Consider the following 13,312-nt stretch of genomic DNA (forward strand, 5'->3'; position numbering starts at 1 on the left):
CGATTTTCAGAATGAACATAAAAAGGAGGCCGATGTGTCGTATCAGACACGTCGGCCTCCTTTTTTCATTTCCGGCATTGTTCTTTATTTCTGGTACTAAGGCTTGGACAAGGCCTGGTCAACCGCTGCAATCAGCTTTCCCAGATCCTTCGGGGTGGCTTTGTGAATGACGCCGAACAGATACGCCCGCTGTTCATCTTCATCGCCCAAATCCGCGAAAAAGGCTTTCAGCTTTACGTCCAGCACCTCGGCAAGCAGGAACAAGGCTTCAACGCTGGGGGTATAGGTTCCGGTTTCAAAGCGGCTGATGGTTTTGGGGTCAAAACCGGTTTTTTCGCCGAGTTCAGCCTGAGTAAGCCCCGCGACCTTGCGGTAGCGTCGGATGGCTGGACCCAAACTTGAAATTTGCATCGCTCAATTCCCATTTAGAATCAAGAACTTAACGATAGATTTTTGCATTAGACAACTGCATGATCCATCACCTTGCTTTGCAAAATGTGATGCGTTTCGTAGAATCGCCGCCAATAAGGGGTGTTTGGTGACCTGTTTCCAGAAAATGGGCGATGCGAAACCGCCAGCATTGCGCTCCCTTGCCTGCCTTGCACGAGGTTTTTGAGACTAGCCGATCTTCGGTTCTGCGAGGTCATCAAATGCGGGTCAGGGAGTGAAAACGAGTTTGCGCAGTCCCACCGCTAGCGACAGCGAGCCTGATTCATGGATGAGAAATACCGCAGGGCCGTGGATGCCGCCGCCATTTTTTCCGAGACTGACCTGAGCGGCCGGATTACCCACGTCAACGATCAGTTCTGCGCCGTGTCCGGCTATAGCCGCGATGAGTTGCTCGGGCAGAACCATCGTCTCCTCAATTCCGGCGTGCACCCCGCGGATTTCTTTGCCTGCATGTGGCGCACCATCGCGCTGGGCAATGTCTGGAAGGGCGATATCTGCAATCGCGCCAAGGATGGCAGCCTGTACTGGGTCGAAAGCACCATGGTGCCAGTGCTCAATGACGCCACCGGACGGGTTGATCGATACCTGTCGATTCGTTTCGACATCAGCGAAAAACGCCAGCTGTTGCATTCCCTGCAATGGCGGGTCGGTCATGACGTGCTGACCGGGCTGCCCAATCGCGCGTTCCTCTCGGATCTGCTGGATCAGGCGCTGGAGTTCTCCCGACAGGAAAACATTCCGCTCGCCGTCTGCATGCTCGACCTTGACGGATTCAAAGCGGTCAACGACGGCTACGGTCACGCCAGTGGCGATCAATTGCTGGTGGAGGTGGCCAAGCGTTTGCGCCACATCGTGCGGGGCGAAGATGTGGTGGCGAGGTTGGCCGGTGATGAGTTCGTGCTGGTGCTGCGTTACGTGCGGGATCTGCCGGAATTGCGCGCGGCGCTGAATCGGGTGCTCGGGGCGATCTCGGCGCCGTACACCTTGCATGGCAAGGACATCAATGTGTTCGCCAGTATCGGCGTCACGCTGTTTCCCCTCGACAATGAAGATGCCGAAACCTTGTTGCGTCACGCCGATCAGGCCATGTACGTGGCCAAGCAGCGCGGCCGCAACCGATTTCATCTGTTCGACGTGTCCAGGGATCAGGAGGTCAAGGCCACTCACCAGACGGTCGAGCGGGTGCGCCAGGCGCTGGCCGCCGATGAGTTGCGTCTGCATTTTCAACCCAAGGTCAACATGCGCCTTGGCGTGGTGGTCGGCTTCGAGGCGTTGTTGCGCTGGGAGCATCCGCACAATGGCCTGGTGCCGGCACGGGAGTTTTTGCCGCTGGTGGAAGAGACGGACCTGATCGTCGACATCGGCGAATGGGTGATGGATCAGGTTCTGACGCAGTTGCGCCAATGGCAGCAGGCGGGGCAGGGCTGGCCGATCAGCATTAACATCGCGGCACGGCATTTTCAGCGCGCGGATTTTGTCGAACGGCTAAGGCACGTCCTGTCCCGGCATGCCGACGTTGCTCCGCAGATGCTTGACCTGGAAATCGTCGAGTCGGTGGCGATCGAGAATATCCAGCACGTCAGCGCCTGTTTGCAGGCCTGTCAGGCACTCGGGGTGCAGTTTTCATTGGGTGACTTCGGCACCGGCTATTCGTCGCTGAGCTACCTCAAGCGTTTGCGTACCCAAACCATCAAGATCGATAAATCGTTTGTGCGCGACATTCTGGATGATCGCGATGACCTGGCACTGACCACCGCGGTGATCGGCCTGGCCCGAGCGTTTGGCCGGCAGGTGATTGCCGAAGGGCTGCAAAGTATCGAACACGGGGAGTTGCTGTTGCGACTGGGGTGTGAAGTTGCCCAGGGCTATTTCATCGCCCGGCCGATGCCTCCTGCCGAAGTGCCGGCGTGGGTCGCGGGGTTTGTCGCACCACTGCAATGGCGGGTGCTGGATCGGGTTGGCTGAAGTCTTGAAATCTCCGCTGGGCCTTGTGGGAGTGAGCCTGCTCGCGATAGCGATCTGTCAGTCACCATCAATGTTAAATGACAGATCGCTATCGCGAGCAGGCTCACTCCCACAGGGGTCCATTGTTGGTCAGAAGATTTGCTTAAGGTGTACCGGGCTCGGAACCTATATAGAGCCGGATAATGTCATCAATCTCCCCCGACATTTTCATCCGCAGCAACGTGCGCAGTATGCGTTGCACCGGCACCTTGGGGTCGTTGCGCACGTAGCAACCGACGGTCTGTTCCTGCAGCACCGCCACGCCTTGGAGTTGCTGGTCGGGCAACAGGCGCTGATTGAACCAGTCCAGTGTCCATTGATTGCTCACGGCATAGCGATAGCGCCCGGCCGAGAGTTTTTCCAGCACTTGCTCCTGGTTGCGCGCGTCTTCGCGGTGCAGGCGGTTCTCATCGAACAGGGGTTGCAGAGTGGGGTAGCTGTAGCCATTTACCGTGCCGACAGGTTGTGGCGGCAGGTTCGCCAGCACCACCGAGAGCTGCGGATCTTGCCGGCTGATCAGCATGTCGCGCTGAAACCAGAGCGGAATGCTCCAGATGTAGTCTCCGGACTGATTCGGCAACCACGACTGCGCGGCGTAACAACGGACATCGACCTCGCCATGTTCCATGGCGTTTTGCACCCGCGCCCGCGGCAGCACATGAAACTCGGCCGGCACGCCGACCTGAGTGGCGAGGCTGAGCATCACGTCGAACAGGATGCCCTGGGTCACTTGTCCGCGCTCCAGTTGCACCATCGGCATCGCCCAGCTGTCGGGCACCACGAAACGCAGCGGCGCTTCAGCGGCAGCGACGCTCAGGCTTATCCACAGCAATGCCCCCAAGGCAAAACGCATAAACGCTCCGGTACATCGCAAACCTGAGCCGATAAAAGCCCCCAAAGTGCATCTTAGCCAGATTAGACGAGCGCACCGGATGCAATTTTGGCCTTGCTCCGCTAGCATTAGCCGCTTCTGTTCCTTCGTTGCGACGGTTTTCGATGAGTTATCAGGTTCTTGCACGTAAATGGCGTCCGCGCTCGTTCCGCGAAATGGTCGGCCAGACCCATGTGCTCAAGGCTCTGATCAATGCCTTGGACAGCCAGCGGCTGCACCACGCCTACCTGTTCACCGGTACGCGGGGGGTGGGCAAGACCACCATCGCGCGCATCATCGCCAAATGCCTGAACTGTGAAACAGGTATCACTTCGACACCTTGCGGCGAGTGTTCGGTGTGCCGCGAAATCGACGAGGGCCGCTTTGTCGACCTGATCGAGATCGACGCCGCGAGCCGGACCAAGGTCGAGGACACCCGCGAGCTGCTGGATAACGTGCAATACGCGCCGAGCCGCGGGCGCTTCAAGGTTTACCTGATCGACGAAGTGCACATGCTCTCCAGCCATTCCTTCAATGCGCTGTTGAAAACCCTCGAAGAGCCGCCGCCCTACGTCAAGTTCATCCTGGCGACGACCGATCCGCAGAAACTTCCTGCAACCATTCTGTCGCGATGCCTGCAGTTCTCCCTGAAGAACATGACGCCTGAGCGCGTGGTCGAGCATTTGACCCACGTGCTGGGCGTCGAGAACGTACCGTTCGAAGACGATGCACTGTGGCTGCTCGGCCGCGCCGCCGACGGCTCGATGCGTGACGCCATGAGCCTGACCGACCAGGCCATTGCCTTCGGTGAAGGCAAGGTCATGGCCGCCGACGTGCGGGCAATGCTCGGCACGCTCGATCACGGTCAGGTCTACGACGTTCTGCATTCGCTGATCGAAGGCGACGCCAAGGCGTTGCTCGAAGCCGTCCGTCACTTGGCCGAGCAAGGTCCGGACTGGAACGGCGTGCTCTCGGAAATTCTCAACGTGCTGCACCGTGTTGCCATCGCCCAGGCGTTGCCTGAAGGCGTCGACAACGGCCAGGGCGACCGCGATCGGGTACTGGCACTGGCCCAGGCCTTACCGGCCGAAGACGTGCAGTTCTATTACCAGATGGGCCTGATCGGCCGCCGCGACTTGCCGTTGGCGCCGGACCCCCGTGGTGGCTTCGAAATGGTCTTGCTGCGAATGCTCGCGTTCCGACCGGCGGACACCGCGGACGCCCCGAGGCAACCGCTAAAGCCAGTGGGGATCAGCCAGGCCACAGTTGATTCCGCAAATTCAGTGGCTGCCGTACCGGTAGTCGCTGCGGCAGTTGCCCCCGCCGTTTCACCTGTCGCGCCTGCACCGGTTGCGGCGGTGGTTGCTTCCGTTCCTGCGCCTGAGCCTGAGCCGGTTGCGCCCGTCGTCGTGCCTGAGCCTGTTGTCGAGGCTGTCGCGGTCGAAGAGGTCGTCGACCTGCCCTGGAATGATCCGGTCGAGCCGGAAGCCGTCCAGCAACCCGCCGTCGAGCCGGTTCTGGAAACCGCCAGCGAACAACCCGATCTGCCGCCGATGCCGTTGCCGACGCCTGACAGCGTGGTGCCGGACGCGCCGGAGTGGGCCGCAGCGCCGATCCCCGAGCCGTCGGTGGCCGAAGTCGACGCCGCCACACCGGGCGTGGACCTGGATGACGAGCCGCCGCTGGACGAAGATTACATCGAGCCGGACATGGATTCGGCCTACAGTTACCTCGATGAACTGGCCAGCGAACATGCCGCCGAGCCCGCGCCGGAACCCGAGCCTGAGCCGGCCGCCATGCCCGCTACCGGTCTGGCCCTGCAATGGCTGGAGCTGTTCCCGAAACTGCCGATCTCCGGCATGACCGGCAGCATCGCTGCCAACTGCACGTTGATCGCTGTCGATGGCGATAACTGGCTGTTGCACCTGGACCCGGCCCACAGCGCCTTGTTCAACGCGACCCAGCAGCGTCGTCTCAACGATGCGTTGAACCAGTTTCACGGGCGCACGCTGACCCTGACCATGGAGCTGATCAAGCCCGAGCAGGAAACCCCGGCCCAGGCCGCGTCCCGGCGCCGGGTCAACCGTCAGCGCGAGGCCGAGGAGTCGATCCACGGTGATCCGTTCATCCAGCAAATGATGCAGCAGTTCGGTGCGGTGGTCCGTAACGATACTATTGAACCTGTCGAAGCTCTGGTCAGTCAGGGCTAATAACTGAAGGCGTTCGGCCCAAGGGCCGGGCGCTGTTTAAATCCAAGTACTTTTGAGGTGATTCCCATGATGAAAGGTGGCATGGCCGGCCTGATGAAGCAGGCGCAGCAGATGCAGGAAAAAATGGCCAAGATGCAGGAAGAACTGGCCAACGCCGAAGTCACCGGTAAAGCCGGCGGCGATATGGTCACCGTGGTGATGACCGGTCGTCACGACGTCAAGCGCGTGACCATCGACCCAAGCCTGGTTGAAGGCCTGAGCGAAGACGACAAAGAGATGCTGGAAGCGGTGTTCGCTGCCGCCGTCAACGACGCCGTGCGCAAGATCGAAGCCAACAGCCAGGACAAAATGGGCAACATGACCGCTGGCATGCAACTGCCGCCGGGTATGAAACTGCCCTTCTGATTCGCGAAAGCGCGTCGGATGAGCTACAAAAAAATGCCAGGCATCGCGCCTGGCATTTTTGTTTCTGTCAGTTGGAAACACGGTGCTCAAGAGGCAGCCTTCGCGGGCAAGCCACGCTCCCACAGGATCACCTAAATCCTGTGGGAGCGAGGCTTGCCCGCGATGAAGTCACTCGGTAAAGCTGACGAAACATCGAACGCCACACCACCACTAAGGTCTGCTCCCTATACCGCCGAATTCATCGATCACAGGAGACGCTCACATGCCAGACGCATTGACCCTCAACCAACGTATCGTCCTGGCGTCCCGCCCCACAGGCGCGCCGACGCCGGAGAATTTCCGCCTGGAGCGGGTCGCGTTGCCAGACCTGGCCGACGGCCAGGTGCTGCTCAAGACTCAATACCTGTCGCTGGACCCCTACATGCGCGGTCGCATGAGTGACGCGCCGTCCTACGCCGCGCCGGTAGAAATCGGCGAGGTGATGACCGGTGGCGCTGTCAGCCGCGTCGAGCGCTCGCTGAATCCGAAATTCCACGAAGGCGACCTGGTAGTGGGCGCCACTGGTTGGCAGAGCCACAGCATCAGCGATGGCCGCAACATCATTCCAGTGCCGAGCGGTTTGCCGACACCGTCGATGGCCCTGGGTGTGCTGGGCATGCCGGGCATGACCGCGTACATGGGCCTGATGGACATCGGTCAGCCCAGCGCCGGCGAAACTCTGGTGGTCGCGGCCGCCTCGGGCGCGGTGGGTTCGGTGGTTGGCCAGGTGGCGAAGATCAAAGGCCTGCGCGTGGTTGGCGTGGCGGGTGGTGCGGAAAAATGCCGCTACGTGGTGGAGGAGTTGGGGTTCGATGCTTGCGTCGACCACAAGAGCCCGAACTTCGCCGATGAACTGGCTCAGGCGTGCTCCGAGGGCATTGATATTTACTACGAGAATGTCGGCGGCAAGGTATTCGACGCGGTGGTGCCGCTGCTCAACGCCAAGGCGCGGATTCCACTGTGCGGCCTCATCGCTGGCTACAACGCCCACGAAGCGCCGTCCGGCCCGGATCGTCTGCCGCAATTGCAGCGCACTTTGCTGACCAAGCGTGTACGAATCCAGGGCTTTATCGTGTTCGACGACTACGGTGATCGTCAGCCGGAATTCGTCAGCGCCATGGCGCCGTGGGTGCGCGACGGCAAGGTCAAATTCCGCGAAGACGTGGTCGATGGCCTTGAGAATGCGCCCGAGGCCTTCATCGGCCTGCTGGAAGGACGCAACTTTGGCAAACTGGTGGTTCGGGTCGCTCAGGACTGAATAATTGACGCTAAACAGAGGCGCGGGTATAAACCGCGTCTCGTTGTTTTGTCGGACTTTTCCCCATGAGCTTCAGCCCTTTGATTCGCCAACTGATCGATGCCCTGCGAATTCTGCCGGGTGTCGGTCAGAAAACTGCCCAGCGCATGGCGCTGCAACTGCTTGAGCGTGATCGCAGCGGTGGTTCGCGACTGGCGTCGGCACTGAGCCAGGCCATGGAAGGGGTGGGCCATTGCCGGTTATGCCGCACGCTGACCGAAGACGATCTTTGCCCGCAATGTTCCGATACCCGTCGTGACGACACCTTGCTTTGCGTGGTGGAAGGCCCGATGGATGTGTACGCCGTGGAGCAGACCGGTTTCCGGGGTCGCTACTTTGTGCTCAAGGGCCATCTCTCGCCGCTCGACGGGCTGGGGCCGGAGGCGATCGGTATTCCGCAGCTGCTGGCGCGGATCGAAGAGGCGGGCACGTTTACTGAAGTCATCCTGGCCACCAACCCGACCGTGGAAGGTGAGGCAACCGCGCATTACATCGCCCAGTTGCTGAGCAATAAAGGCCTGGTTGCTTCGCGTATCGCCCACGGTGTGCCGTTGGGGGGTGAGCTGGAACTGGTGGATGGCGGGACGTTGGCGCATTCGTTTGCGGGACGTAAGCCAATAGCCTTGTAGTGACTCATCAGGCCCTATCGCGAGCAAGCTCGCTCCCACAGGGATTTGTGAGCACCGCAAAACCAATGTGGGAGTGAGCCTGCTCGCGATGCGGGCAACTCGGTCTATCTGATTCACACAATTCTATTGAAAACCAAGCAAGCGCTCGGTTAACTTCGCTGAACCTTCAGTGGAGTTCGCCGATGCCTGCCTTTCAGGAATACTTCGATCCCAGCCACCAATTGGTCCGCGACAGCGTCAGACGTTTCGTCGAGCGTGAGATTCTTCCGGACATTGATCAGTGGGAAGAAGCTGAAAGCTTTCCCCGTGAGCTCTACCTCAAGGCCGGTGCGGCGGGGATCCTCGGGATTGGTTATCCCGAGTCTCTGGGCGGCAGCCACGAAGGTGATCTGTTCGCCAAGGTCGCGGCCAGCGAAGAGCTGATGCGCTGCGGCTCCGGTGGTCTGGTGGCCGGCCTTGGTTCGCTGGACATCGGCCTGCCGCCGATACTCAAGTGGGCCAGGCCTGAAGTCCGTGATCGTGTCGTCCCGCAAGTGCTGGCCGGCGAGAAGATCAGCGCGCTGGCCGTCACCGAACCCAGCGGCGGCTCCGATGTGGCCAACCTGCAAACCCGCGCTGTGCGTGACGGCGACTTCTACCGGGTCAGCGGCAGTAAAACTTTTATCACCAGTGGTATCCGCGCGGATTTCTACACCGTTGCGGTGCGCACCGGTGAACCGGGTTTTGGTGGCATCAGTCTATTGCTGATCGAAAAGGGCACGCCCGGTTTCACCGTCGGCCGTCAGCTGAAGAAAATGGGCTGGTGGGCGTCGGACACGGCCGAATTGTTCTTCGACGATTGCCGGGTGCCTGTGGGAAATCTGATTGGCGCGGAGAACATGGGTTTCGCCTGCATCATGGGCAACTTCCAGAGCGAACGCCTGGCGTTGGCGTTGATGGCCAACATGACGGCGCAGCTGGCGCTGGAGGAAAGCCTGAAATGGGCGCGTCAGCGCGAAGCCTTTGGCAAACCCATCGGCAAGTTCCAGGTGCTGAAACATCGCCTCGCGGAAATGGCCACGGCATTGGAGGTGTCACGGGAGTTCACTTACCGTCAGGCGGCGAAAATGGCTGCGGGGCAGAGCGTGATCAAGGAGATTTCCATGGCCAAGAATTTTGCGACCGACACGGCTGACCGGATCACGACGGACGCGGTGCAGATTTTGGGTGGTTTGGGGTACATGCGAGAGAGTCTGGTGGAGCGGCTGTATCGGGATAACCGGATTCTGTCGATTGGTGGCGGGACGCGGGAAGTGATGAACGAGATCATCAGTAAGCAGATGGGGCTTTGAAATAGGTGGTGTTGCGGCTGACGCCATCGCGGGCAAGCCCGCTCCCACAATGATCTATGTCGTACACAAGATTTGTGTCTGTCGAAAGTCCCTGTGGGAGCGGGCTTGCCCGCGATGGCGTCAGTGAGAGCGCCGCTTACTGCTCGCTCAACGCAAACTGCGTCAGGCAAAAGGTAGGAATACCCATATCGTTCAGCCGCTGCGACCCACCCAGCTCCGGCAGATCAATAATCGCCGCCGCTTCATGAACCCGCGCGCCCATGCGCCGAATCAGGTTCGCCGCGGCAATCAGCGTACCGCCGGTGGCGATCAAATCATCAAACATCACCACCGAGTCACCTTCGCACAAGCTATCGGCGTGTACCTCGAGAAAGGCTTCGCCGTATTCGGTGGCATAACCCTCGGCCAACACGTCGGCCGGCAGTTTGCCTTGCTTGCGAAACAGCACTAATGGCTTATTCAGCTGATAGGCCAGGACCGAGCCGATCAGGAAACCACGGGCATCCATCGCGCCGATATGCGTAAAGTCCGCCTCGACATAACGATGAGCGAAGCTGTCCATCACCAGGCGCAGGGCCGTCGGCGACTGGAACAATGGCGTGATGTCGCGAAAAATCACGCCTGGCTTGGGGAAGTCGATCACGGGACGGATCAGGGATTTGATGTCGAAGGCGTCAAAGGCCATAGTCGAAGAATCCTGGCAGGCTGCAAACGTCGCAGTATAACGGCGGCTGAACCGTTTCGCTCAGCCGCAATTGTTGCCATCAGCCTTCGAGCGAGCCGCCGGCCAGTGCGCAGAGCTGGATCGGGTCGAGGATGTGGATTTCCTTGCCTTCGGCGGCGATCAGTTCGTTCTGCTGGAAGCGCGTGAACACCCGGGACACGGTTTCCACCGCGAGGCCCAGGTAATTGCCGATTTCGTTGCGAGACATGCTCAGGCGGAACTGGTTGGCCGAAAAACCCCGGGCGCGGAAACGTGCCGAAAGGTTGACCAGAAACGTGGCAATGCGCTCGTCGGCGGTTTTCTTCGACAGCAGCAACATCATTTGTTGATCGTCGCGAATCTCGCGGCTCATGACACGCATCAGCTGACGGCGCAGTTGCGGCAGTTGCAGGGCCAGTTCGTCGAGGCGTTCGAAGGGAATTTCGCATACCGATGTGGTTTCCAGGGCTTGCGCCGAAACCGGGTGCTTTTCCGTGTCCATGCCCGACAGGCCGACCAGTTCGCTCGGCAAGTGGAAGCCGGTGAGCTGTTCTTCACCACCATCGCTCAGGCTGAAGGTCTTGAGAGCGCCGGAGCGAACTGCATAAACGGAATCGAAGGTGTCGCCCTGGCGGAACAGAAACTCGCCTTTTTTCAGCGGGCGGCCACGTTTGACGATTTCGTCCAGCGCATCCATGTCTTCCAGATTCAAAGAAAGTGGCAAGCAGAGGGGAGCCAGGCTGCAATCCTTACAATGGGCCTGACTGTGAGCGCGCAGTTTTACTGGCTCGGACATTTCTTCAATCCTTGTGGGAAAACACACATAAGCCGTAAGGGTAACTCACGGGAGGACATTCAGGCCAGTTTGTGCCGTTTTTGTCGCAAGGCGATAAAGGGCCGCGTTCGGCGGCCAATAACTTTGCATTCGAATTCGTGCAAGGAACCCGTTTCACGGCCATCAGATCACCCGGGAAAACCGCTGGTGATTGTGCTGTTGCAAATAAGCATCGAACACCATGCACACCGAGCGCACCAGCAAGCGCCCGGCGGGCAGTACGCTGATCCGCTCGTTGTCGAGGCTGATCAAGCCGTCATCGGCCATGGTCAGTAGCTGAGGCCACAGTTCACCGAAGTAACCGCGAAAATCGATGTTGAAGGCCTGTTCGATGTCCGCGAATTCCAGGGTGAACGTACAAATCAACTGCTGAATCACCGCCCGCCGCACGCGGTCGTCGGCGTTGCATATCAGGCCACGGCTGGTCGCCAATTGCGCGACGGCGAGGGCGTTCTGGTACTGGTTCAGGTCGCTGTTGTTCTGGCAGTAGAGGTCGCCGATCTGGCTGATGGCCGACACCCCAAGACCGATCAAATCGCAATGACCGTGAGTGGTGTAGCCCTGAAAGTTGCGTTGCAGGGTTGATTCTTCCTGGGCAATCGCCAGCTCGTCATCGGGCAGGGCGAAGTGGTCCATGCCGATGTAGCGGTAACCGGCAGCGGTCAGCTGTTCGATGGTGCGCTGGAGCATTTCCAGCTTCTGCGCCGGGGTCGGCAGTTCGTTGCTGTTGATTCGCCGTTGCGGCATGAAGCGTTCCGGCAGGTGCGCGTAGTTGAATACCGAGAGCCGATCCGGCTGCAGCGCGATGACTTCGTCGACCGTGCGGGCGAAGTTTTCCGGCGTCTGCTTTGGCAAGCCGTAGATCAGGTCGATGTTGATCGAGCGAAATTGCAGGGTCCGGGCGGCGTCGATCACGGCGCGGGTTTCTTCCAGGCTTTGCAGGCGATTGACCGCCCGTTGCACCGCCGGATCGAGGTCTTGCAGGCCAATGCTGACCCGGTTGAAGCCCAGTTCACGGAGCAGGCCCATGGTCGACCAATCGGCTTCGCGAGGGTCGATCTCGATGCCGTAGTCGCCGGAATCGTCGTCCAGCAGGTTGAAGTGTTTGCGCAACTGAGCCATCAACTGGCGCAGTTCGTCGTGGCTGAGAAAGGTCGGGGTGCCGCCGCCAAAGTGCAGTTGCTCGACCTTTTGCGCGGGGTCGAGGTGGCAGGCGATCAGCTGAATTTCCTGCTCGAGGCGCTGTAAGTAGGGCAGGGCGCGACCACGGTCCTTGGTGATGACTTTGTTGCAGGCGCAGTAGTAGCAAATGTTCGCGCAGAACGGCACATGCACGTACAGCGACAAGGGGCGCAGGGCCTTGCGGCTGTCGCGCAGGGCGTGAAACAGGTCGAACGTGCCGACTTGTCCGTCAAATTGCACCGCGGTCGGGTAAGAGGTGTAACGCGGCCCCGCCAGGTCGTAACGGCGGATCAGATCGGTGTCCCAACGAATGGCGTCGAGCATCATGCGGGCATTCCCCCGGATAGGCTGGCAGTGTCAGCGAGTCTATGGGGTGCGACGTTGGGGCATCTTGATTTGCATCAACGGTCAGGATTTGTGTTGTCAGTGAGTGCCTCTTCGCGGGCAAGCCGCCGATCTAGTGCCCCATGAGCCAATGCTGATGCGGCCCCGGCAATGTCCAGATGCCGAACAGCATCACCAGCAACCCGCCCGTCATGCGCACACTCCGTTTGCGCAACAGCGCCGTGACCCGCTCTGCCGCCAGCCCGGTGGCCAGCAGCACCGGCCAGGTGCCGAGCCCGAACGCGAGCATGAGTAACGCGCTGTCCAGCGCATTGCCCTGGCTCGCCGCCCATAGCAGCGTGCTGTAAACCAACCCGCACGGCAGCCATCCCCACAGCGCGCCCAGCAGCAATGCGCGGGGCAGGCTCGACACCGGCAGCAGTTTGTTGGCAACCGGCTGGATATGCCGCCACAGGCCGCGCCCGAGGCTTTCGATCCGGGTCAGGCCGCTCCACCAGCCGGCGAGGTACAGGCCCATGGCGATCAGCAACAGTCCGGCGATCACCCGCATGAACATGGCCGCCGGGCTGTTGGCCACCGCCCAACCTGCCAGACCGATCAGCAGACCGGCCGTCGCATAGCTGAGAATTCGCCCCAGGTTGTAGGCCAGCAGCAGGCGGAAGCGGCGGCTGCGTTGTTCCTTGGGAATCGCCAGGGTCAGCGCGCCCATCAAACCGCCGCACATGCCCAGGCAATGCCCGCCGCCGAGCAGGCCGAGAATCACCGCAGACACCAGCAGTGGCGCCAACTCAAGCATGAGGCGGTGCCTTGTCGTCCGGTTTGGCCGGATGGCCGCTGGCTTCATCGACCGCTGCGGTGTGGTTTGGGTCCTGGTCGTCGAACAGGATGCTGTGGGCCGGGCCGTCGAGGTCGTCGTACTGACCGCTGTCGACTGCCCAGAAGAAGATGTAGACCGCGATAGCGACGATCAGCAGCGCGGCCGGGATCATCACGTAGAGAGCTGGCATGGTG

The 13,312-nt window shown here is 60.4% G+C and carries 13 protein-coding genes; 6 read left to right on the forward strand and 7 right to left on the reverse strand.

The window, feature by feature from the left end:
• Positions 1-96 precede the first annotated feature (96 nt).
• Positions 97-411 carry a helix-turn-helix domain-containing protein gene (locus ACYZT8_RS09460; protein ID WP_461980546.1) on the reverse strand — a complete coding sequence of 105 codons (315 nt, stop codon included), beginning with the start codon at positions 409-411 and terminating at the stop codon, positions 97-99.
• Positions 412-714: 303 nt separating this feature from the next.
• Here ACYZT8_RS09460 and ACYZT8_RS09465 point away from each other — a divergent pair, with 303 nt between their 5' ends.
• A complete protein-coding gene (locus tag ACYZT8_RS09465; protein WP_461980548.1) occupies positions 715-2,415 on the forward strand; it encodes a putative bifunctional diguanylate cyclase/phosphodiesterase in 1,701 nt (566 codons plus the stop codon).
• Positions 2,416-2,557: 142 nt separating this feature from the next.
• Here ACYZT8_RS09465 and ACYZT8_RS09470 read toward each other — a convergent pair whose 3' ends face one another.
• Positions 2,558-3,307, reverse strand: a complete 750-nt coding sequence (locus ACYZT8_RS09470; RefSeq protein WP_461980550.1) for a substrate-binding periplasmic protein — start codon at positions 3,305-3,307, stop codon at positions 2,558-2,560.
• 143 nt (positions 3,308-3,450) lie between these two features.
• On the opposite strand from ACYZT8_RS09470, the gene dnaX reads away from it, so the two are divergent.
• From dnaX to ACYZT8_RS09495, 5 genes are all read left to right on the forward strand, one after another.
• Entirely contained in the window at positions 3,451-5,535 is a 2,085-nt protein-coding gene (dnaX, locus tag ACYZT8_RS09475) for a DNA polymerase III subunit gamma/tau (protein ID WP_461980552.1), read from the forward strand.
• 66 nt (positions 5,536-5,601) lie between these two features.
• Positions 5,602-5,940 (forward strand): YbaB/EbfC family nucleoid-associated protein, encoded by a 339-nt coding sequence (locus ACYZT8_RS09480; protein ID WP_109628912.1) that lies wholly within the window; start codon positions 5,602-5,604, stop codon positions 5,938-5,940.
• Between the two features lie 262 nt (positions 5,941-6,202).
• On the forward strand, positions 6,203-7,237 hold the full coding sequence (locus ACYZT8_RS09485) for an NADP-dependent oxidoreductase (protein ID WP_461980554.1): 1,035 nt from the start codon (positions 6,203-6,205) through the stop codon (positions 7,235-7,237).
• 65 nt (positions 7,238-7,302) lie between these two features.
• Positions 7,303-7,905 (forward strand): recombination mediator RecR, encoded by a 603-nt coding sequence (gene recR, locus ACYZT8_RS09490; protein ID WP_131059981.1) that lies wholly within the window; start codon positions 7,303-7,305, stop codon positions 7,903-7,905.
• Between the two features lie 182 nt (positions 7,906-8,087).
• Positions 8,088-9,236 (forward strand): acyl-CoA dehydrogenase family protein, encoded by a 1,149-nt coding sequence (locus ACYZT8_RS09495; RefSeq protein WP_461980557.1) that lies wholly within the window; start codon positions 8,088-8,090, stop codon positions 9,234-9,236.
• 136 nt (positions 9,237-9,372) lie between these two features.
• Here the strand turns inward: ACYZT8_RS09495 and ACYZT8_RS09500 are convergent, their stop codons facing one another.
• The 5 genes from ACYZT8_RS09500 to ccoS all read right to left on the reverse strand — a co-directional run bounded on the left by ACYZT8_RS09500 (position 9,373) and on the right by ccoS (position 13,308).
• Positions 9,373-9,921: an adenine phosphoribosyltransferase gene (locus ACYZT8_RS09500; protein WP_461980559.1), complete on the reverse strand. Its 549-nt coding sequence runs from the start codon at positions 9,919-9,921 to the stop codon at positions 9,373-9,375.
• 79 nt (positions 9,922-10,000) lie between these two features.
• Positions 10,001-10,735, reverse strand: coding sequence for a fumarate/nitrate reduction transcriptional regulator Fnr (fnr, locus tag ACYZT8_RS09505; protein WP_090182045.1), 735 nt, complete (start codon positions 10,733-10,735; stop codon positions 10,001-10,003).
• Between the two features lie 162 nt (positions 10,736-10,897).
• Complete coding sequence (gene hemN, locus ACYZT8_RS09510; RefSeq protein WP_461959270.1) at positions 10,898-12,280, reverse strand: oxygen-independent coproporphyrinogen III oxidase; 1,383 nt, start codon at positions 12,278-12,280, stop codon at positions 10,898-10,900.
• A 133-nt stretch (positions 12,281-12,413) separates the two neighbouring features.
• On the reverse strand, positions 12,414-13,097 hold the full coding sequence (locus ACYZT8_RS09515) for a sulfite exporter TauE/SafE family protein (RefSeq protein ID WP_172791389.1): 684 nt from the start codon (positions 13,095-13,097) through the stop codon (positions 12,414-12,416).
• On the reverse strand, positions 13,090-13,308 hold the full coding sequence (gene ccoS, locus ACYZT8_RS09520) for a cbb3-type cytochrome oxidase assembly protein CcoS (protein ID WP_047531427.1): 219 nt from the start codon (positions 13,306-13,308) through the stop codon (positions 13,090-13,092). The genes ACYZT8_RS09515 and ccoS overlap by 8 nt, the downstream gene beginning before the upstream one ends.
• Positions 13,309-13,312 lie beyond the last annotated feature (4 nt).

This window comes from Pseudomonas sp. LB3P93, from assembly GCF_054898025.1.